At 57.9% G+C, this 20,171-nt stretch carries 17 protein-coding genes; 10 read left to right on the forward strand and 7 right to left on the reverse strand.

Going from position 1 to position 20,171, the window contains the following annotated elements:
- Positions 1-306: 306 nt before the first annotated feature.
- The gene (locus B9A97_RS10305; protein WP_084365235.1) at positions 307-1,350 is read right to left on the reverse strand and encodes a hypothetical protein; all 1,044 of its coding nucleotides are present in this window, start codon (positions 1,348-1,350) and stop codon (positions 307-309) included.
- Positions 1,351-1,486: 136 nt separating this feature from the next.
- Here B9A97_RS10305 and otsB point away from each other — a divergent pair, with 136 nt between their 5' ends.
- From otsB to B9A97_RS10320, 3 genes are all read left to right on the forward strand, one after another.
- Complete coding sequence (otsB, locus tag B9A97_RS10310; RefSeq protein ID WP_179145261.1) at positions 1,487-2,233, forward strand: trehalose-phosphatase; 747 nt, start codon at positions 1,487-1,489, stop codon at positions 2,231-2,233.
- Positions 2,230-3,315 carry an ROK family protein gene (locus B9A97_RS10315; protein ID WP_084365237.1) on the forward strand — a complete coding sequence of 362 codons (1,086 nt, stop codon included), beginning with the start codon at positions 2,230-2,232 and terminating at the stop codon, positions 3,313-3,315. Before otsB ends, B9A97_RS10315 begins: the two co-directional genes overlap by 4 nt.
- 924 nt (positions 3,316-4,239) lie before the next feature.
- Positions 4,240-5,676, forward strand: coding sequence for an ATP-binding protein (locus B9A97_RS10320; protein WP_084365238.1), 1,437 nt, complete (start codon positions 4,240-4,242; stop codon positions 5,674-5,676).
- A gap of 99 nt (positions 5,677-5,775) precedes the next feature.
- On the opposite strand, the gene B9A97_RS10325 is transcribed toward B9A97_RS10320, so the two are convergent.
- Together B9A97_RS10325 and B9A97_RS10330 are read right to left on the reverse strand one after the other, a co-directional pair.
- On the reverse strand, positions 5,776-7,044 hold the full coding sequence (locus B9A97_RS10325) for a relaxase/mobilization nuclease domain-containing protein (protein WP_084365239.1): 1,269 nt from the start codon (positions 7,042-7,044) through the stop codon (positions 5,776-5,778).
- Positions 7,041-7,454, reverse strand: coding sequence for a hypothetical protein (locus tag B9A97_RS10330; RefSeq protein ID WP_084365240.1), 414 nt, complete (start codon positions 7,452-7,454; stop codon positions 7,041-7,043). Before B9A97_RS10330 ends, B9A97_RS10325 begins: the two co-directional genes overlap by 4 nt.
- A 258-nt stretch (positions 7,455-7,712) precedes the next feature.
- Here B9A97_RS10330 and B9A97_RS10335 point away from each other — a divergent pair, with 258 nt between their 5' ends.
- Positions 7,713-9,350, forward strand: a complete 1,638-nt coding sequence (locus B9A97_RS10335) for an AMP-binding protein (protein WP_084365241.1) — start codon at positions 7,713-7,715, stop codon at positions 9,348-9,350.
- A gap of 12 nt (positions 9,351-9,362) precedes the next feature.
- Here the strand turns inward: B9A97_RS10335 and B9A97_RS10340 are convergent, their stop codons facing one another.
- The 3 genes from B9A97_RS10340 to secA form a co-directional block, all read right to left on the reverse strand.
- Positions 9,363-10,640 carry a GNAT family N-acetyltransferase gene (locus tag B9A97_RS10340; RefSeq protein WP_084365242.1) on the reverse strand — a complete coding sequence of 426 codons (1,278 nt, stop codon included), beginning with the start codon at positions 10,638-10,640 and terminating at the stop codon, positions 9,363-9,365.
- 2 nt (positions 10,641-10,642) lie between these two features.
- Complete coding sequence (locus B9A97_RS10345; protein WP_084365280.1) at positions 10,643-12,049, reverse strand: lipopolysaccharide biosynthesis protein; 1,407 nt, start codon at positions 12,047-12,049, stop codon at positions 10,643-10,645.
- Positions 12,050-12,211: 162 nt separating this feature from the next.
- The gene (gene secA, locus B9A97_RS10350; RefSeq protein ID WP_084365243.1) at positions 12,212-14,932 is read right to left on the reverse strand and encodes a preprotein translocase subunit SecA; all 2,721 of its coding nucleotides are present in this window, start codon (positions 14,930-14,932) and stop codon (positions 12,212-12,214) included.
- Positions 14,933-15,178: 246 nt separating this feature from the next.
- Between secA and B9A97_RS10355 the strand changes: the two genes are divergently transcribed.
- From B9A97_RS10355 to B9A97_RS10380, 6 genes are all read left to right on the forward strand, one after another.
- Positions 15,179-16,030, forward strand: coding sequence for a peptidylprolyl isomerase (locus B9A97_RS10355; RefSeq protein ID WP_084365244.1), 852 nt, complete (start codon positions 15,179-15,181; stop codon positions 16,028-16,030).
- Between the two features lie 85 nt (positions 16,031-16,115).
- A complete protein-coding gene (gene argJ, locus B9A97_RS10360; RefSeq protein WP_084365245.1) occupies positions 16,116-17,357 on the forward strand; it encodes a bifunctional glutamate N-acetyltransferase/amino-acid acetyltransferase ArgJ in 1,242 nt (413 codons plus the stop codon).
- Positions 17,358-17,371: 14 nt separating this feature from the next.
- Positions 17,372-18,145, forward strand: coding sequence for a GNAT family N-acetyltransferase (locus B9A97_RS10365; RefSeq protein WP_084365282.1), 774 nt, complete (start codon positions 17,372-17,374; stop codon positions 18,143-18,145).
- Positions 18,142-18,549: an 8-oxo-dGTP diphosphatase MutT gene (mutT, locus tag B9A97_RS10370; protein WP_143530397.1), complete on the forward strand. Its 408-nt coding sequence runs from the start codon at positions 18,142-18,144 to the stop codon at positions 18,547-18,549. The genes B9A97_RS10365 and mutT overlap by 4 nt, the downstream gene beginning before the upstream one ends.
- 123 nt (positions 18,550-18,672) lie before the next feature.
- On the forward strand, positions 18,673-18,990 hold the full coding sequence (locus tag B9A97_RS10375) for a hypothetical protein (RefSeq protein WP_084365246.1): 318 nt from the start codon (positions 18,673-18,675) through the stop codon (positions 18,988-18,990).
- A gap of 68 nt (positions 18,991-19,058) precedes the next feature.
- Positions 19,059-19,232: a Flp family type IVb pilin gene (locus B9A97_RS10380; protein ID WP_084365247.1), complete on the forward strand. Its 174-nt coding sequence runs from the start codon at positions 19,059-19,061 to the stop codon at positions 19,230-19,232.
- A 26-nt stretch (positions 19,233-19,258) separates the two neighbouring features.
- Here B9A97_RS10380 and B9A97_RS10385 read toward each other — a convergent pair whose 3' ends face one another.
- Complete coding sequence (locus B9A97_RS10385) at positions 19,259-20,140, reverse strand: methyltransferase domain-containing protein (protein WP_084365248.1); 882 nt, start codon at positions 20,138-20,140, stop codon at positions 19,259-19,261.
- Between the last annotated feature and the right edge of the window lie 31 nt (positions 20,141-20,171).

Raw genomic sequence — 20,171 nt, forward strand, 5'->3', positions numbered from 1 at the left:
GGCGGCGGCAGAACCGCCGCCCGTGGCAGTGTGCAGATTTCCGAAAACAAGTGTTAGGGGGTGGTTTTCGGCGGCGTCCGCTTCAAACATTCCGCGCAAGGTGCGAAGCGGGGGTTCCTGATCCGACCCGGAAGCCGGGTGGTCCCGACGGCATCGTGCACCTTCATGCAGCGATCCCAGAAAATGCAGTCGTATTTCATGCACTTTCTCCTCAAAAACACATCAGGTGAGAGAGCCACTTGATGTGTTTTTGAGAGTACGACGGATTTTATTATAGTCAATCAAAAATGATGCGAATTGATTGATCTATTTTTTGTTATTTAATCGTGACGATTGAATCCTACCTTTGGCTAGGCGCTCATGGGGTGTCAAAACTGTTAACGGCTTTTCCAAAAGCCTGTCATTCAGTTCCTTCTTCGTGGGAAGGTTAATATCTGCTCGCTGGCGGTGGTGACTCTCCCAGTTTCGCAGGGCCATTTCGGCTTTTGGGTCGATACGGCGCAGGTCGGCGCGGGTAAAATTTCCGTCGAGATATTCCGCGTAAACTTCCCGGATAAAATCCGGGGCGGATTGTGACCTGTCCGGGCGGTTCTCATAAAGCCTGCCGTCGGGGGCGGTGGTCGGAATTTGCTTTGCCTTCGGCGAAGTCACAATGGCCCATATCTGGCCGAGCGTTTCTCCCGGCAGCGATCCGATTTTGGCATGGATATTGGCCTTAAGCTCTTCTGCTTCCGACTTCGGAGAAACCGTGTCCCCCAACAGTGCCCGCGCCACATCCTCCAGTTGTCGCCATTGCTCGTCGTTCATTTCCTCGGCGGCTCGCGCTATGAACGTGCCGCTCAACCGCTTGTTCGGGAGGCTGTCCCCGTCTTCCCTGTCTTTCGGCACTCCACCATCATCTTTGCCGAATTCGGCCTCCGTTAGAGGCTCGGCAAAATACTCCTCACCATTATATTTAACACGAAAATGGTGATTTTTCACGTTTATAATATATTCAGGAGAGTATTTAGAATTTTTACTAAAATCTAATAAGTTTAATCCGTCACGAGAAAAAACTTCCGTGGAGGCATATGCGCCAATTACGCTAAAAAATCCAAAATATACGCTACCTTCCTCGATAAGAAGGTGTATTTCTTTATTGAAATCTATAGATTCGCCTATATTGGCGCGGGACAAAAGCGCAGATAGCCCACTTTCCAAAAGCCATACGGCGATGGAATAATGCTTTTCGCCCAAGCGATCCGGGAGATTGAGGAGTCCCGAAAATTTATCTATGGTTGCAGCCGTATCATTGGTGCGGGCGGGCGATATGCCTGTATCACGGGGGCTATTTACCGAGGGCGTTTTCATATGTGCGTCTCGACCGTTTCGGAATTTCGCTTCCGTCAACGCCTGTCATACTCATTGAGAGTACGAATGAAGATAAGGCGGCGCAAACGTGTCTCAATATCATAATATCGCAGATATTAACCCCCGAAAGATTGCCTTGTTCCTCGATCTTGATGGAACGCTCCTAGAAATCGCGCAGCGGCCCGAAGACGTCGAGGTTCCCCACGCGCTTCTTGACGGCCTGTATCGAGCGCACAATACACTTGCTGGGGCTGTCGCGATTATTTCCGGGCGGAAGCTTGATGACATCGATAAGCTCCTCTCTCCCCTAAAATTGTCGGCGGCAGGAAGCCACGGCCTTCAGCAGCGTATCGGCGATGACTTCCTGGAATGGCTGACCCCGCAACATCAAGCCATGGCCGAACAGATTGCTATGCGTTTGCAGGATTTCGCGTCCGGCGATCATCGGCTTTTGCTGGAACGAAAGCCAGGAACCGTTGCGCTTCATTACAGGCTTGCGCCCGGCCGCGAGAAGGACTGCCGCGACGCAATCCTTGGCGCGGTTTGCAAAAATCCTCTGTTTCAAGTCATGCACGGCAAGATGGTTTTTGAAGCACGTCCAGCCGGTATGAATAAGGGAGGAGCCATTGTTTCGTTTATGGATAGAGGCCCTTTTCATGGACGGATACCTGTATTCATAGGGGATGATGTAACCGACGAAGATGGTTTTAGGAGGGTGAACCTACTGGGCGGTATCTCCATCAAGGTAGGCGCGGGCGCAACCCTAGCCGATTATCGCGTGCTAACTGTCGTGGACGCGCGTGAAATCGTGTTCCGGATAGCGTCGGGAGAGCCAATCACCACGCCCGCCTTGTTTGTCGCTACGAAGGAGAAAGGCCGGTGAACAATACCACGCAAACCGATACCATGACCGTCATTGGTGCTTATTTTGAAAGGGACAAAGCTCAACTTGCCCGTATTTCAATAGATGCCGGGCTTGTCATAAAGGATAAAGTGAACAGGATAGTTCATCCTGATCTTTCGCTTGGAGGGATAAAAGCTGTTTTCGGTGCCCGGCAGGACTATCAGGAAATAGAATTGCTGGACCGTGAACACGGATATTCATCCTCCCTCGTGAATGTGAGGGATTGGATACTGGACGGTCCCAAACCGGATTTTGTTTGCTTGGCAGCGTTTGGTCCTTTGCCAGCCTATAGAGGTTATGAAAGTACGCCGTTGCTGCCGCCGCGAATAAATGAATATCCGCTCTCGGCTCCGCCCTTGAAGATTTTTGAGAATTTTCACGCATCTCTTAAGAAAATCGGCATAAAACACTCGATAACAAAAGATACGTTCGCTCTGGCAGCGTATGAATTCTTCAATAGAAGATTGCAGCAGATCGAACCGCATGGCGTGCTGCCGCAGGATCTTATTTGCTACGTCAATGTCGGACACGGCATCGGGATTGGCTATTGCTGCGAAGGTTCGCCTTGGGAGCCGAGAACCTTTCCTGAAGTGGGGCACATGCATATTCGGAAATCGGACTTCGAAAATATCGCGTCCGTCTGCAAAGCGCACACCTCCTGTCTAGCAGGCTTTGCTACCGTTCGCGCCATCAATAAGCGGCTCGGGAAATATTCAGATGCTCGGCCGGAGACAGCATTCCAAGCACTGCCTCCCAATCTTCCTGATGATATAATTCAGGTCGAAGCTCATTATCTAGCGCAGCTCTGCGCGAGCATAAACCAGTTAATAGCGCCCGATCTCATAATACTAGGCGGGCCGGTCGCCGATATTCCCGGCATTGTGGAGGCCACTCGCCAACAGTATCTTGACCAGCTCCACATTGCGAGTTCCTTTGACCCGCACCCAAGATTGCCTCGCACCAACTACATCCGGGGCGCTTCCAATGATCACGATGGAAGGGCTGGCGTATGGGGAGCGCTCTTATTAGGGGCCAGACACCTCGGTCCCCGTTTGCGATAAGAACCGTTAATTGGTTCGCATCCCATCGCGCTTGACTTGAATATGTCAGTAACCGCCCCGTCGCGGACCTTTGGTCCACTCGCAAGCTGTGTTTTGCTATGCAAAACGGCTTGGCAAGGGAAACCCGCTGGCGCGTTTCCCGTTGCATCCCTTCCGGCTGTGGCGTTCATCGGCCTTGAACCTCTTCACGCCATCCAATCGTATCGCGATTGACCCCTCGCACCGGCTGGCCGTTGCATCACCAATCAGGGAGCGTTCCTGCTGCCCCGATACCCCATGACCAACCCTGCGCGGATTGGATGCCGTCAGCGTCTTTCCGCTGAATCACGCGCAAGGAGATTTCCGCTCTCCCTGCACCCATCGGCCAAAGAGCATTCTGCGCCCCTTGGAACCCTGACCGCCGTTCCGCCTGCGGCATCCGGCACGGGCGAGATTGCAGCTCTCCCCGTGACCCCATCGCCGTTACGTTGCAGCCGAATTCAATTGTCTGCGCAACGAACCGCTTAACGTCCACTTGAAACGAAACAGCGGTGTTTCAGCATCACCTGCCGGACCGTAAGACATCCTTTCTGCCACCTAAATTAGCCTATCATGCCACGGGCAACCGGCTTGCCCCGTTGGGGCATTTTCCGCGAAGCGGAAAACCGCCTATTGCAACGCGTCCCGCTTATGCAATTTCGCCGCTTGCATGATAGACCGGAGCCATCGGGGCGGGGAACAATCAGGTTCCGCCCTTCGGGCGTTCGATCCTGCCTCCGGCGCGGATCGAACAGGGAACATGGAATATGCGCGTGTGGCCAAATGTGTCGAGAGGCAGTCAAATGCTGCAATCGATAACGCCTTAATTTTCTAAAATTGCTTGAGAAATAGCAATTTGTCGTGTTAATGTTAGTCAATTGATCTTAACTTTACGCGTGGCTGAGCATGCTCGAAATTGCTGAAAAAGATATTCTTCAAAGTTTGGAACGCGACAATCCCTGGTGGGGCGCTTCAGATTCGCATTTAAATAGCGATTTTCCCCATCGCCGCGCATATTTTAATGGCTTTCGTGAGCTTGCCTTCAACTGGAAAATTCGACGTTCAGTCATTTTAATGGGGCCGAGGCGCGTTGGAAAAACCGTCATGCTTCAGCAACTTGTTTCTGATGCCATAAATGAGGGAGTCGCGCCCGCCGCGATATTGTTCGCGTCAATTGATACGCCCCTTTACAGCGGCATGCCTCTTCAACGATTGCTTGATCTATTCCAGAAGCAAACAGGATGTGATCCATATGGCCGGCGGTTGGTGATTTTTGATGAAATCCAGTATCTGAAAGATTGGGAAGTTCATCTAAAGGTTTTGACGGACCAGTTTCCGAACACACGGTTTATTGCTTCTGGTTCGGCCGCAGCAGCTTTGCGTCTCAAGAGCCAAGAATCTGGAGCAGGGCGTTTTACAGATTATTTTCTACCACCTCTAACATTCTCCGAGTTCCTTGATTTTTCTGGTCTTGAGAAGAAGCTTATCGTTGAAACAGACTACGGTCGGACGAAGCGATATCAAGCAAAAGACATCCTGGCGTTGAACGAAGCTTTCATCGACTACCTTAATTTCGGGGGGTATCCAGAAGCTGTTTTGAATGCGGAAGTGAGGACTGATGTGCAGCGATATCTTGGTAGAGATATTGTAGATAAAGTCTTGCTCAGAGATTTGCCAAGCCTTTATGGAATTCAGGACATTCAGGAGCTAAATAGACTATTTTCGACGATTGCTTATCATACAGGGCAAGAAATCAGCCTTGAAGGGCTTTCTTCAAGTTCAGGGGTAGCAAAAAATACGATCACACGTTATTTGGAGTACTTGGAGGCTGCTTTTCTTATAGTCAGGGTTACGCGCGTAGATGATGCTGGTCAGACCTTTCAGCGCATGCGTAATTTCAAAGTATATTTGACAAATCCATCAATGAGATCCGCATTGTTTGCCTCTGTCGGAGCCGACGATGAGGCAATGGGTAGCCTTGCGGAAACGGCGATATTTAGTCAATGGTTCCACTCTGATGAGTTGCGACAACTTCACTATGCTCGTTGGAAGTCAGGAAGAAAGGATTTGGAAGTCGATCTTGTAAAGGTCGACCCTGCAACATTGCGCCCCTCGTGGGCTTACGAAATCAAGTGGTCGGATCGGTATGTGGAACACCCCGGAGAATTAAGAGGGCTGATCGAGCTTGCAGGAAAGAAACCGAAGTTTCCCGTTCAGGTGGGAGCGACAACCAGAACATTGAGTGCTGAAACCACTGTAGATGGTGTAACAATTAAGCACTTTCCGTGCGCATTGCACTGCTACCAGATTGGGAAGAATTTGACCGCGGGGCGCCCCGCATAAAGTTACGCCTTAAATTATTGAAAAATAATTACATTTTTCACGTTGTCGGAATAGCGTCAGTTTGGTTACGTTAGTTTGACGCCCGCGTTTTTGGGGCCGCTAAAGACGCAAATGGTGGGGCTGGCTGAACCGCTGGTGGGCCTCCTCTGCCTTAGCCGCCATCCCAAACTTTTGCGTGGGCGATAGCTCCCTGTAAATCTTCGTCAGCTCATATGTATGGACACGACGAGCGGCCAGAATTTCCCGCTGCAATCGTTGGCGCTCTTCAAGCTGGAGTTCGATAAGCACCTGCTTTTCCTTGGCGTCCCGTTCGGCGGCATTGGCGACCTCTTGCGCGTTCTGGTCCCGCAATTTGCCATGCTTGCCAATCACGCGGTCCCACAGGCCGCGAATGCCCTTGCGGAATCTGGCGTTGCGTTCAATAGCCTCCTGCGTCCAGCGGTCATCCTGCGCGGTTTGTAGGGCCTTTCTATCGGCGCGGTGGCGTTCCACCATGACAATACGCTTGGCCTCGACTGCTTGCGACGCCTTGGCAAAATCTTCCTTCGCAGAATTGGCGAAGCTTTGCAGTTTCTCCCGCTTCAATGCCGCAACGCGGCTTTGCGCATCGTCCAACGAGGGGAGCGCGGCGATATCGCCCATGCGGGCAACGACATCCTTTGTCTTGACGTTCGCCCACCGCGCCACGGCATAGACCTCACCGTGAACATCAACGGCGACCACGGCGCGACGATCACCACGGGCGAGGAAGTAGCCGCGTTGTTCCAATGCCTGTTTGAACGCTTTCCCTGAATCTGAAGAGGCCCAGCATTGCTGGAACAGTTGCTTGATGGAACGCGGGTCCTGTCCCGTGCGCTTCGCCTGAAACCATTCCTTTCGGTCAAAGTTCAAGGGATTGCGCAAAGCCGGATCGATCATACCTTCCGGCATTTTCCAGCCATGCTCAATGTAAAGCTCGCGGGAAATGTCCATGAGCTTGCGTTTGGTATGGGCGAGGTTGATGGCCGTCATGCTTTCGGCGTTGATGCGCGACCAGACGCAATGGGCGTGTCTTCGGCCTTCCTTTTCATGAAAGACCAAAACACGCGGCTGGCCTTCCAGCCCGAGCCTCGTTTCGATCCTGTGCACGGCATCTTCGAAGACATGCACGGGCACGGATTCATCTTCCGGCGGATTGAGCAAGCAGGAGAACAGGAATTGTTTGCATTTCGTGCCGCGACTGACCGCATAGGCTTCCTTGAAGGCACCTGCCACGGTGTCCGCGACAAAGCCTTGGATGTCGTGAATCTCGACGTGCTCGTTTTCGGGTTTCATCAAATGGCGGGCCAGATCGTCATGGCCCGCCCGCTGGCTTGCTTTGAGGATCATGGACGTTCGCTTCCGGTTAGGCCGAGCGCAAGAAGCAGATCGCGGCGCATGCCGACCACGGACTTGCAGGCATCGGCAATCTCGCGCTCGGTTTCCGGTGTGACGGGAAGAGCGCCTATATTCACGGCCTTGGCAAGTTGATTGAGATTGCTGGACAGGCGGGAGCCGCCCAGCGCGGCCAGAACCCGCGCCAGCGCGGTTTCGTCTACGGCAGGTTTACGGGAAGTCCTGCGCTTGGTCTGGACCTCCGTCCCAAGCAGGGCATTGCGGATAAAGGTGCCAAGCGGCACCTTTCCGGCGCGTTCCAACAGAAGGCGTTTTTCGTCGTCCGTCAGGCGCAGACAGAAATTCTTGGTTTCCGGCTTCCGCCGTTTCGGGCGGGCCGTTTGAGGTTTGGAAATGTCAGCCATCGGCCCGCCCTCAAGGTGAAGGCGAGGCCGGACGTGCCAGCGACGTATCCTTTAAAACTTGCTCCCAATGAGCCAATTCTGTAAAAATCTGGTTTGACGCTTCTCCGGTGAAGCGCACCACTCTACACCTCCTCACATCTCAAGCCGTTGTTGTTAATTACGCTCTATTGCGCAAATGCGAAGCAGTTTGCTTTTTCGTTGTGCAATTGCGAGATGGATGCTAGCTTCACGAAATTGTCATTTCCGTGGATCTGATTGATGCGCCTGCCCGATCGCGGCTCCTATGAGGCTCTGTATCGCGACTTCCGATGGGATATCCCGGAGCGCTTCAACATCGGCGTCGAGACCAGCGATGTCTGGGCCGCGCGCGATCCAGAGCGGGTTTGTCTTCAGCATTTCTCCCCCGAGGGTGCGCATCTGGCGATGACCTATGGTCAGTTGGCCGACCAGTCCTCGCGCTTTGCCACCGGACTTCGACAGTTGGGCGTCGGCAGAGGCGATCGCGTGGCGTTGCTGCTGCCGCAGTGTTTCGAAACGGTGATTGCCCATCTGGCCATCTACAAGCTTGGGGCTATAGCGGTGCCGCTGGCGTTGTTGTTCGGCGTCGAGGCGCTGGAATACAGGCTTATGACGGCGGAAGCCTCCGTCGTGGTCACCAATGGTTTCGGGCTGTCTCGCCTTCAGGGCATCAGGGACAAGCTGCCGGCGCTGCGTCATATCGTGTCCATCGATGCCGATGCCGCGGGACAAGCGATCGCCTTCCGGGACCTGCTGTCGGCGCCGGCTTTGACCGATATCGCCGATACCGGTCCCGATGATGCTGCATTGATGATCTTCACATCGGGAACAACAGGGCCGCCGAAAGGCGCCCTGCATGGCCATCGGGTTCTGCCGGGGCATATTCCGGGCTTCCAGTTTGCCCATGGCTTCCTGCCGCAGCCGGGCGACCGCATCTGGACGCCCTCCGACTGGGCCTGGGCGGGCGGGTTGCTGAATGCCTTGCTGCCGGCGCTGATGCTTGGGGTTCCCGTGGTGTCGTCGCCGGCGCAGAAGTTCGATCCTGACATGGCCTATCGCATCATGTCGGAGATGCAGGTGCGCAATGCCTTCATTCCGCCGACGGCGCTGCGCCTGCTGAAATCCGTTGAGAGACCGCGGGAGACCTATGATTTGGTCCTGCGTAGCATCGGGTCGGCGGGTGAGTCCCTGGGTCGCGAGACCTATGAGTGGGTGAAATCGACGCTTGGCATCGTCCCGAATGAATTTTACGGGCAGACGGAATGCAATTTCGTGCTGTCCTCTGCCGCCAATCTCGGCGTGTCCAAGGCGGGCGCCATCGGTTGCCAGGTACCGGGGCATCGTGTGGCCATCATCGACAACAAGGGCCGCGAATTGCCGAGGGGTGAACTCGGCCAGGTGGCCATTCGCCGGCCGGATCCGGTGATGTTTCTGGAATATTGGCGCGACCCGGAAGCGACGGCAGCGAAATTCGTCGGCGACTGGATGTTGACCGGTGACATGGGTCGCAGCGACAGCGAAGGGTACATCACTTTCTTCGGTCGCGATGACGATGTGATTACGTCGTCAGGCTATCGCATCGGGCCGGCGGAAATCGAGGACTGCCTGCTTGGTCATCCCGCCGTTCGGCTGGCGGCGGCAATCGGCAAGCCGGATCCGCTGCGCACGGAGATCGTGAAGGCCTATGTCGTGCTGGTGGACGGCCATGAGCCGTCCGACGATCTGCGCCGGGACATCAGCGACTGGGTCAAGCAACGGCTATCGATGCATGAATATCCGCGCGAGGTGGCCTTTGTCGACAGCCTGCCGCTGACCACTAGCGGCAAGGTCATCCGCCGGATGTTGCGCGATAGCGAGTTGGCCACCGCGGCCGAGTGAGTTTCTCGTCCTTCAGGCTCCGGTGCGCCGCGACATGATCTTGTCACGCAGGATGCGGGCAACGTTGCGGGTGTTGCGGTAGAGGTGCAGTTGAGCCGCAGCCTGGCGAACGTCGCGGTCGCTGTTGCGCTTAAGACCGATCACCAGGGTTCCCATCTCCTCGCGCTCCTGCCAGAAGCGGCTCATGATCGGATGGTCTGGCACGGCGCAGGAATCCGTGCGCACGATGTTGGCGTCATCCAGATGCCATTCCGTCAGTTCGGCCATCAGCAGCTTGCCGGGGGAGTAGCGAGCGAAATTTTCGTTGAAGGCGGTCTTCCACGTATAGGCTTCGCCGCCCATCAGCAGCACGACGAGGGAGGCGATGGCGCTGCCGTTGAAATCCAGCGTGTGGATGCGGACGGCATCCGCTTCCGCCAGGTTGGTGATGGCTTCACGGGCAAAGGCGGCGCGGAAACGATCCATGACCATGGCGCTGCGCTTTCTGCCCTTCCAGCCGCTTGCCTCCAGTGCCAGGAACTCCTCGAGCCGGTGCCGTATCTCGTTCGGCTGGCGAGCGACGTTGTAGACGAGATTGCCTTCTCCGGCCAAACGGCGGAACTGCCGCCTGACCTCGCGCAGATGCTCTTTGGAGATCGTTTTCCGGAGATAGGTATCCCCGTCGTCATAGCTTTCCAGGAAGGGGCGCGTCGTCAGGTTGGCGGTCGTCAGCGGCAGGTCGCGGCTCAGCGCAACAGCCTTGGCCAGTTGGGTAAAGCGGCCGTTCAGCCGGAGGTCCGGGATCACCAGGATCTCAGGCAGTTTTGCCGTTGGTGACATCAGGGCCTCGAACAGGTTGTCGAGTGTTTCCGCTGCCTCTTCCGCATCAACTAGCGGCGTCCCCAGTGGACCAAACGGATTGGACCAGACGCGCATGATCGAGGGGCCGAGCGCGAAGCCGGGCTTTTCGATGGAATAGGGCATCAGCAGGCGGCTGCGCGATTTGGTGCTTGTCTCATCCCGCATCAGGGCGATGCGCACCTGCCGTTCGTCCAGCCGGGGTATGGCCGGGGCCAGGAAGCGACCGGAAAAGAAGACATTGGGTTCCATGGCCCGGTTGCTGAGGAAGTCGAGTTCCTCCTGCAGGTCATAACCTAACTGGCCGGGATAAAGGCAAAGCCGCCGGCCCGGACGACCAACGGGAAGGACCGTATCCGCGGCAGGTCTTGGCACATGGCTTGGCGGCACGGTGCCGACCATGCGGCTGGTGCCGCTGTTCAGGTTCTCATCGTAGACCGGAGGGTTAACCATGGTCAGTTCGCTCTCGTTTTGTCCATCAATGAAAGGGGATTGGCGAATGCAAATAGAAGTATTCCCAGCGATCGTCGGACGGCCACATGCAGAAGGACAGCTTCAACCAGGGTGGCGCTTGCGGTTGCCAGGGCCGCGCCTGTGAGGCCGAAAAGCGGGATCAGCGTGACGTTCAAAGTGATGTTGGTCGCGAGCGCGCCGACATAGAGCCATACGCAGAGTGTCTGCTTGCCGGCCATGGTCAGGAGGACTTCGCCTGGGCCGACCAGCGCCTTGGCGAGGCTGCCGGCAAAGAGGATGACCATCAGCCCATAGCCGACGGTAAAGGCCGGTCCGAAAAGCGACAGCAGCAGTTCGCCCGCCAGCAGGACGCAAAGTCCAACCGTGAGTGACGGCCAGAAGCTCCAGCGGGCCGTGGTGCCGGCGAAGGAGGCAAGGGCTCGCATATCGTTTTCGGCCATCATTGCCGAGAAGCGCGGCGCCGCGGCCGCTTTGACGGCAAAATAGACGAACTGCACCAGGGCCATGGTCTTGGCCGCCGCGAAGTAGATCGCGACCTGATCCGGATCGAGATAGAGACCGACGACCAGCACGTCGGAATTGGTCAGCAGGAAGCCGAAGCCTTCGATCAGGAAGATCGGAATGGCGACCCGGAACCAGGCGAGGAAATCGATCTTCAGCGGCCCGCGGACGAAATGCCGGCGCAGGCGCCAGGTGATGGCGATGAACTGGCTGAGCGTGGTGACATAGGTCGCCGCCAGCGCCGCCTGCATGGCTGTCGTCGCCGTATGGGGCGCATCAAACACCGTCACAGCCGCCAGCATGAAGCCAAGGATCAGCAGGGGGCGGATGATATAGGTGGGGCTCAAGGCCGCTACTGGCCAGCTGTTTGCACGGGCCGTGCCATCCAGCACGTCGCCAAGGGCGATCATCGGCAATGCGAACAGGCCCAGAAACAAGGGAATGATGTAATAGGCTTCGATACGGTCGCCCAGGAAGTGTAGCGCCAGTAGACCGGTGCCGGCCAGCGCGCTGGCTGATACCATGGCGAAGATGCGCGCGGTGACCGTTAGGCCGCGGATCTCGTCATGTTCTTCCCGCGCCGCGTATTGCGGCAGGAAGCGGATGATCGCAGTGTGGAAGCCGAGGCAGGACAGGTTGCCGAAGACGACCACGAGCACCCAGACGAAGACGAAGATGCCGTATTCGAATTCTCCCATCAGCCGCGCCTGGATGATCTGCGAGGCAAAGGCGATCGCGGCACTGAAGACGCGGATGGCAAAGGCGATGAATGCCATGCGTTGGGCACGGGCGGTGGCATCGTCACGCGTCAATGCAGCCAGCAGCTTGCGCCACATCGGCCTGAGGCCCGACGGCAGCATTTTTTCCGCTGAATGGACGACTGCCATCATCGACGCGCATTGCTCACTGAAACAGGCAAAAACAATGCTTCAGTCTTGGCAGAGCACGGTTAAGAAAGGGTTCGCTGCCTCTGTGTCAGCCCCTTCATTGATGTGCAAAACCCCGCCACCGGGTTGCGGTGACGGGGTTGAATTTGACGCGATTTCAGATCAGGCCTGCTCGAAAGCGCCGTGGCAGTGCTTATATTTCTTGCCGGAACCGCAAGGGCAGGCCTCGTTGCGGCCAACCTTGCCCCAGGTGGTGGGGTCCTGCGGATCGCGATCGGCCGGATCGACATAACCAACGTCATCCGCCTGACCTTCGGCCTGCTCGATTTCATCGGTGCCGGTCGTTGCATCGAGGTGATGCATTTCCATGTCGGCTGGCGGCTGCGGGGCCTGAGCTTCGCGCACCAGTTCCACGCGCATCATCTGCGAGGTGACGGCTTCGCGCAGGTTGGCAAGCAGGGCCTGGAACAGCTCGAAGGCTTCGGACTTGTATTCCTGCAGTGGATCGCGCTGGGCATAGCCGCGGAAGCCGACGACCGAACGGAGATGGTCGAGATTGACGATGTGCTCGCGCCAGAGATGATCGATGGTCTGAAGAACGACGGAGCGTTCGACATAGGCCGTCAGCTCAGGTCCGAAACGCTCAGCCTTGGCAGCGACGGCCTTGTCGGCGGCGTCCTTGATGCGGGCCAGCATTTCATCATCGGCGATGCCTTCCTCGGCAGCCCATTCCTCGATCGGAAGATCGAGATTGAGCGTCTGGCGCACGGCGTTCTTGAGGCCGGCAACATCCCATTGTTCGGCATAGGCGCGCTCGGGGATATGCAGCCGAACCATGCCTTCGATCACTTCATGGCGCATGTCGGTGATGGTTTCGCTGACGTCAGCCATGTCCATCAGCTCGATGCGCTGTTCGAAGATCACCTTGCGCTGGTCGTTCAGCACGTCGTCATACTTCAGAAGGTTCTTGCGGATGTCGAAGTTGCGGGCTTCGACCTTCTTCTGGGCGCGCTCAAGGGCCTTGTTGATCCAGGGATGGACGATTGCCTCGCCTTCCTTCAGGCCGAGCTTCTGCAGCATCGAATCCATGCGGTCCGAGCCGAAGATACGCATCAGGTCGTCCTGGAGCGACAGGTAGAATTTCGAGCGGCCCGGGTCGCCCTGACGGCCGGAACGGCCGCGGAGCTGGTTGTCGATGCGGCGGCTTTCGTGACGTTCGGTCGCGATGACATAAAGACCGCCGGCGGCAAGCGCCTTTTCCTTGAGCTGCTTGACCTCCTCGCGGATGGCCGCCTCCTTGGCGTCCCGCTCGGCGCCCGGCTCCATCTCGGCCAGTTCCCGCTCCAGCCGCATATCGACATTGCCGCCGAGCTGAATGTCGGTACCGCGGCCTGCCATGTTCGTGGCGATGGTGACGGCACCCGGCACGCCGGCCTGGGAGACGATATAGGCTTCCTGCTCGTGATAGCGGGCGTTCAGCACCTGGAAGTTTTCAAAGCCGGACTGGCGCAACATGGTGGCCAGGATCTCAGACTTTTCGATCGAGGTGGTGCCGACCAGCACCGGCTGGTTGCGCGAGTGCGCATCCTTGATCTCGGTGATGATCGCCTTGAACTTTTCCTCGAAGGTCCGGTAGACCTCGTCATCTTCGTCGATACGCTTGATCGGCAGGTTGGTCGGAACCTCAACGACATCAAGGCCGTAGATGTTGCCGAATTCCTCGGCTTCCGTGGAGGCCGTGCCGGTCATGCCGGCCAGCTTTTCATACATGCGGAAGTAGTTCTGGAAGGTGATGGAGGCCAGCGTCTGGTTTTCAGGCTGGATCTGCACCTTTTCCTTGGCTTCCAGGGCCTGATGCTGGCCTTCGGAATAGCGGCGGCCCGGCATCATACGGCCGGTGAATTCGTCGATGATGACGATTTCGCCGTTGCGGACGATGTAGTCCTTGTCGCGCTGGAACAGCTTGTGCGCCTTCAGGGCGTTGTTGATGTGATGGACGATCGCGACGTTCTCGACATCGTAAAGGGATTCGCCCTTCAGGAGGTTTGCCTGGCGCAGGAGGTTTTCAAGCTTTTCCGTGCCGACTTCCGAGAAGTTCGCCGAGCGCTGCTTTTCGTCGATCTCATAATCTTCCGGCGTCAGGGCCGGAATGAAGGCGTCGATGGTGTTGTAGAGATCCGAACGATCATCCAGCGGACCTGAAATGATCAGCGGCGTGCGGGCCTCGTCGACCAGGATCGAGTCCACTTCGTCGACGATCGCGTAGTTATGGCCGCGCTGGACCATCTGGCCGCGCTCATACTTCATGTTGTCGCGCAGGTAGTCGAAGCCGAGTTCGTTGTTGGTCGCGTAGGTGATGTCGCAGGCATAGGCCGCGCGGCGCTCGTCGTCGGAGAGGCCGTGGACAATGACGCCGGTCGTCAGGCCGAGGAATCCGTAGAGCTTGCCCATGTGGCCGGAGTCACGCGAGGCCAGGTAGTCGTTGACGGTAACGACATGAACACCCTTGCCCGTCAGCGCGTTCAGGTAGACCGCAAGCGTCGCGACGAGCGTCTTGCCTTCGCCGGTCTTCATTTCGGCGATGGCATTGTCGTTCAGGATCATCGCACCGATCAACTGCACGTCGAAGGGGCGCATGCCGAGCACGCGGCGGGAGGCTTCTCGCACCACGGCGAAGGCCGGCACCAGCAGATCGTCCAGTGTCTTGCCATTGGCCAGTTGTTGGCGGAATTCAACCGTCTTGGCGGCGAGGGCCGCGTCGTCCAGGGCCTTCATGCTGTCTTCCAGCGCCTTGATCGCTGCAACGCGAGGCTGGTAGCCGCGAACCCGCCGATCGTTCGAAGAGCCGAAGATCTTGCGGGCAATTACACCAAGACTGACCATTCCAATGGTCCTTTCTGACTGACGTCACTGTTTTGCGCCGAGCCAAAATCGAGACGGGTATCGAAAAATTGACACGGTGCGCCAGGAAACTGCTCTGGACGCGAAGTTGCGTGACAGATAAGAGGGGGGTCGAATGATGTCAACGGGACAGGTTGATACAGACCACGATAGACGCGGCCGTTGCGGGCTTTTTTAGCACTCGGGCGACCTCGTTTCAAACATGCTATTCTTCCGAAAGGCAAAGCAATGTTGCGTTCCCATAAGCTGGTTCTTTTCGCTTGCGCCGCAATTCTCGGTGCGCAGGTCAGTGCTTTCGCGGCAGACGAAGACAAGGTCGTCGCGACGGTCGGTAATCTCGAGATCCGCCAGTCGGAGCTCGACATGGCGGTTGGCAACCTCGATCCGCAGCTGGCCCAGCTGCCTGACGAGCAGAAGCGCGTCGCGGCCCTGTCGGGTGCGATCGACGTCAAGCTGCTGGCCAACAATGCAGTTGGTGAAGGCATTGAAAAGTCGGACGAATACAAGCGCCGCATGCAGTTCATCGGCGACCGCGAACTGCATAACCTCTACTTCAAGAAATATGTCGTCGATGCCGTCACCGACGCCGACGTGAAGGCGCGTTACGACAAGGAAGTCGCAGCCCTGCCGAAGCAGGAAGAGCTGCGCGCTCGGCATATCCTCGTGAAGACCGAGGAAGAGGCAAAGGCTATCATCGCCGACCTCGATGCCGGCAAGGACTTCATCGAACTTGCCAAGGAAAAGTCGACCGATCCGAACAAGTCGGAAGGTGGCGACCTCGGATTCTTCAGCAAGGGCCGCATGGTTCCGGAATTTGAAGAAGCAGCCTTCGCCATGCCGGTCGGCAGCTATTCCAAGACCCCGGTGCAGACCCAGTTCGGTTTCCATGTGATCAAGGTCGAGGAAAAGCGCGACGTTGCTCCGCCGACTTTCGAGGAAGTCCAGCAGCAGGTTCGTCAGCTCGTCATGCGCGACAAGTATCTTGAGCTGATCACCAAGGCGAAGGAAGCCTCGAAGATCGATATCAAGGACGAAGCCTTGAAGGCCGGTTACGACGCGGTCAACGCGCAGCAGCCTTGACCTGACAATGCTCCTGGGCTGGCCCGGGGGCATATCCATGTGAGACGAGCCCGCCGCCCGGCGGGCTGATAGACTGGTAGAGACGATGTCCGGATCCATTTCTCCTCTCGCCCCGAAGAGCTATGTCGACATGCCGGCCATTCGCGGATTGCGGATGGCGACGGCTGCGGCCGGCATCAAATACAAGAACCGCACCGACGTGTTGCTGATGGCCTTTGACCAGCCAGCGTCCGTCGCAGGCGTCTTCACCCGTTCCAAATGCCCGTCCGCACCGGTTGATTTCTGCCGCGCCAATCTCGGCGGCGGCGTGGCGCGCGGCGTTGTCGTGAATTCCGGCAATGCCAATGCCTTTACCGGCGTCAAGGGCAAGGCGGCGACCGAACTGACGGCCAAGTCAGCTGCCGAGGCGCTCGGTTGCTCGACGGGCGAAATCTTCCTCGCTTCGACCGGCGTGATTGGCGAGCCGCTCGACGCCAGCAAGTTTGCCGGTGTCCTCGGTGACATGGTCGGGCAGGCCACGGGTGATTTCTGGCTTGAGGCTGCCAAGGCCATCATGACGACGGATACCTATCCGAAGGTTGCCACGCGTACCGCCGAGATCGATGGCGTGACCGTCACAATCAACGGCATTGCCAAGGGTGCCGGCATGATCGCGCCCGACATGGCGACCATGCTGTCTTTCGTCGTGACCGATGCCGATATTGCGCCTGCAGCACTTCAGGACTTGCTGTCTAGGGGCGTTGAGCCGTCCTTCAATTCGATCACTGTCGATAGCGACACATCGACCTCGGACACGCTGCTCGTGTTTGCCACCGGGGCCGCCGCAGCGGATGGACAGAAGCGGGTGGAAGATGCGGGCGATGCCCGTCTGGCGAGCTTCCGCGCCGCCCTCAACGATCTCCTGAAAGACTTGGCGCTGCAGGTCGTGCGCGATGGCGAAGGCGCACGCAAGATGGTCGAGATCACGGTGATGGGCGCCGAAAACGACGTTGCTGCCAAACGCATCGCCCTGTCGATTGCTAACTCTCCCCTAGTCAAGACGGCTATTGCCGGCGAAGACGCCAATTGGGGCCGCGTCGTCATGGCGGTTGGCAAGTCCGGCGAGATGGCGGACCGCGATCGTCTGGCGATCTGGTTCGGTGGGATCCGGGTTGCGGTCAATGGCGAACGCGATCCTGACTATTCGGAGGCCGCGACGTCAGCCGCGATGAAGCAGGAGGATATCGCCGTCCGGGTCGATATCGGGCTTGGCGCCGGCACCGCGACCGTCTGGACCTGCGACCTCACGAAGGAATATGTCGCAATCAACGGTGACTACCGGAGTTGACGGTAAAGATGCAGATGACGACCTCCGACGGCAACCTGCCGCTGGTTCGGCGGCTTGAAGCGGTCGGATTCCGGGCATGGCCGGCTGCCTCGGTTCAGTATGATGGCAGCTGGCAGGTGCGGCTCACGGGCGGGCATCCTTCCAAGCGATTGAACTGCGTCGTTGCGCTGGATCCCTCTGACAGCCGGGACATCGCGATTCGGCTGGAGAAGGCGGAACGCAAGTTCGTATCCTATGGGCGGCCGATGATTGTGCGGGAAACGCCGCTGACGCCCAAGCCGATGCTGGAATTCCTGAAGTCTGACGGCTGGACCTGTTTCGAAGAGGTTGTGACCATGACCGTCGACCTCGGCGGACTGGCGTTGCCGGACACGCTGGACCATCTGCCAAGCCATGATGTCGGGCGTTTTGTCGATGCCGACCTTGTCGTCAATGGCAGTGATGTGGCGTTGAAGCCAGCGCTTGCGGAAGTCGTGAGCGCGATCAAGCCTCCGACCGGGCTTTTTGTGATCGAGGATCCCGAGACGGGGCCGGAGGCCGTCGTCTTGTGCGTGCAGGACAACGATCTCGCGGGCATCATGTCGCTTGCTGTCGTCGAACGTGCCCGCCGCCAGGGGTTGGGCGTGGAGATCTTGTCCGCCGCCCTGCGTTGGGCGCGGATGCGCGGCGCGCGAACCGCCTGGCTTCAGGTCGAGACGGGCAATGTCGCAGCACTCTCCCTTTATGCCAAGCTTGGCTTCAAGGAGGCCTATCGATACCGCTACTGGCGCAAGGGGACGCAGTCGTGACCGGAAAGCCCATCCTGCTCGTTGCTGCTTGCGCCCTCGTCGATGCCGATGGTCGCATCCTGCTGGCACAACGCCCTGAGGGCAAGTCGCTGGCGGGGCTTTGGGAATTTCCCGGCGGCAAGGTGGAGCCGGGCGAAACGCCGGAGCAGACGCTGGTGCGCGAGCTTGACGAGGAACTCGGCATCGCAACCAAGGAAGCCTGTCTCGCTCCGCTGACCTTTGCCAGCCACAGCTATGAGACTTTTCATCTGTTGATGCCGCTGTTCATCTGCCGGCGCTATGAAGGCATTGCGCAGGGGCGGGAGGGGCAGGCGCTCAAATGGGTGCGCCCGATGGCGCTTAGGGACTATCCGATGCCACCGGCAGATGAGCCTCTGATCCCGTTTTTGCAGGATCTGCTGTAGAAATTCTCCCCGCTTTTTGTGGAAACGGACAGCCCAAAGCGCTTCGCCATCCATTCTTAACTGAAAGTTAAGTACATTGGGACAATTGTCGTTCCATGCATGCGTGTGTGTGGAGCGTTTGATATGGACGAGGACTTCTGGGAATCCGTTCAGGAGCGGGAATATACTCCGCGATCGGCTAGAACAGGCGTGTTCAATATCGCCCTCCTGTTCGGTACGGCTGCGATTGCATTGTCCTTGATCTTGCCGCCGATGTTGAGTGAGAATCCGGACAAGAAGCGTCTGGCCTTCGAGCCCGATCAGTATGACAACATCACGACCGGCTCGATCAACAAACCCGATGGCGAGAACAAGCGCTATACGATCCGGCGCAGCGTCCTGCAGGAGACGCCGGGTTCGATTTGCATCGTGGACGGTTACGAGGGTGGCGCGGGCTGCTGATGGCGGTTCGCTCCACGCTTTAGAAGATCAATGGGCGGTCATTGAGTGCTGCCGGGGAGACGACGGAAATGCGCCTGCTGAATCGCCTTCTCGCAGACACGTCAGGTGCGACCGCGATTGAATATGGATTGATCGCCGCCTTGATCTCCCTGGCGCTGGTCACCGGCTTCACCGCTTTCACCGGTAGCCTCGCCAATATCTTCACCGATGTGAACACCTCGATCAACAGCGCCGGCCAGTAAGCCAGCGCTTTGCCGTCTACGGTCGTTTAGGACTGATCGGTCCGCGGCGGTGCCAGTGCATCGGCAAGCCGCATCTTGGCGGAGCCGGGCTTCAAGGGCTTCTGCTGGCTTTCGTGCGGCGCCCAGCCTGATACGTAGACAAACGAAAACGTCGCCCGGATACGTCCGTCAGGATCGGCGTGACGCTCGGCATAGATTTCGGCGGCGCGCAGGAAAAAGCCGCGCGTCACTGGCTTGCGGCTGCGCGCCCGCAGGGGATTGCCCATGCCCATGGCTCGGAGGTCGCGCATCAGTGGAAACAGCGAATCGTAACGAACGGTATAGTGCTGGCTGTCGATGACCGGCAGGGCAAAGCCCGCCCGCTGCATCAAACCGCCGATATCCCTGATATCCGCAAAGGGAATGACCCTGGGGCTCGCGCCCCCCGACATTTCGGCCTCGGCTGCCAGCAGGACATCGCGCAATTCCGCCAGGGTTCCCGCACCGGGAATGGCGGCCAGGAACAGGCCGTCGGGTTTCAGCGCGCGGCGGATCTGGGTGAGCACGCCGGGCAGGTCATCGACCATATGCAGGGCAAGCGGCGACACGATCAGGTTGACCGACTGCGGCGCGAGCGGCAGGGTCTCAAAATCGGCCTTGATGACCGTCTCGCCAGGTGCAGCAAATGCTTGGTCGGTCTCTACGCGTTCGATCCGATCGATCTTTCCGGTCTCCGACAGCGCCTGGGCGGCGATGCCGGTGGCGCCATGCAGTTCAACCGCGTGCTCGAACCGGCGTTCCACCAAAGCAAGGCGATCCGCAAGCTCCGAAGCGGCGAGCTTCAAGAGGAAGTCTGCGGGCGGCTGTGATGCGGAAAGCGCACGCAGCCGGTTTGCAGTAACGAGTTCCTGATCGAAAATCCTGTCCATTGCCTGCTCAGTCAAATTCTATGCGGTTGAT

It is taken from the genome of Rhizobium sp. RU36D (assembly GCF_900176345.1).
Taxonomy (GTDB): domain Bacteria; phylum Pseudomonadota; class Alphaproteobacteria; order Rhizobiales; family Rhizobiaceae; genus Allorhizobium.

Coding starts and splice junctions, on each gene's coding strand:
- B9A97_RS10320 (WP_084365238.1), top strand. CDS start 4,240: ATGCTCGAAATTGCTGAAAAAGATATTCTTCAAAGTTTGGAACGCGAC.
- B9A97_RS10385 (WP_084365248.1), bottom strand. CDS start 20,140: ATGGACAGGATTTTCGATCAGGAACTCGTTACTGCAAACCGGCTGCGT.
- B9A97_RS10335 (WP_084365241.1), top strand. CDS start 7,713: ATGCGCCTGCCCGATCGCGGCTCCTATGAGGCTCTGTATCGCGACTTC.
- B9A97_RS10340 (WP_084365242.1), bottom strand. CDS start 10,640: ATGGTTAACCCTCCGGTCTACGATGAGAACCTGAACAGCGGCACCAGC.
- B9A97_RS10365 (WP_084365282.1), top strand. CDS start 17,372: ATGACGACCTCCGACGGCAACCTGCCGCTGGTTCGGCGGCTTGAAGCG.
- B9A97_RS10380 (WP_084365247.1), top strand. CDS start 19,059: ATGCGCCTGCTGAATCGCCTTCTCGCAGACACGTCAGGTGCGACCGCG.
- B9A97_RS10330 (WP_084365240.1), bottom strand. CDS start 7,454: ATGGCTGACATTTCCAAACCTCAAACGGCCCGCCCGAAACGGCGGAAG.
- argJ (WP_084365245.1), top strand. CDS start 16,116: ATGTCCGGATCCATTTCTCCTCTCGCCCCGAAGAGCTATGTCGACATG.
- B9A97_RS10355 (WP_084365244.1), top strand. CDS start 15,179: ATGTTGCGTTCCCATAAGCTGGTTCTTTTCGCTTGCGCCGCAATTCTC.
- B9A97_RS10345 (WP_084365280.1), bottom strand. CDS start 12,049: ATGGCAGTCGTCCATTCAGCGGAAAAAATGCTGCCGTCGGGCCTCAGG.
- secA (WP_084365243.1), bottom strand. CDS start 14,932: ATGGTCAGTCTTGGTGTAATTGCCCGCAAGATCTTCGGCTCTTCGAAC.
- B9A97_RS10325 (WP_084365239.1), bottom strand. CDS start 7,044: ATGATCCTCAAAGCAAGCCAGCGGGCGGGCCATGACGATCTGGCCCGC.
- B9A97_RS10375 (WP_084365246.1), top strand. CDS start 18,673: ATGGACGAGGACTTCTGGGAATCCGTTCAGGAGCGGGAATATACTCCG.
- B9A97_RS10305 (WP_084365235.1), bottom strand. CDS start 1,350: ATGAAAACGCCCTCGGTAAATAGCCCCCGTGATACAGGCATATCGCCC.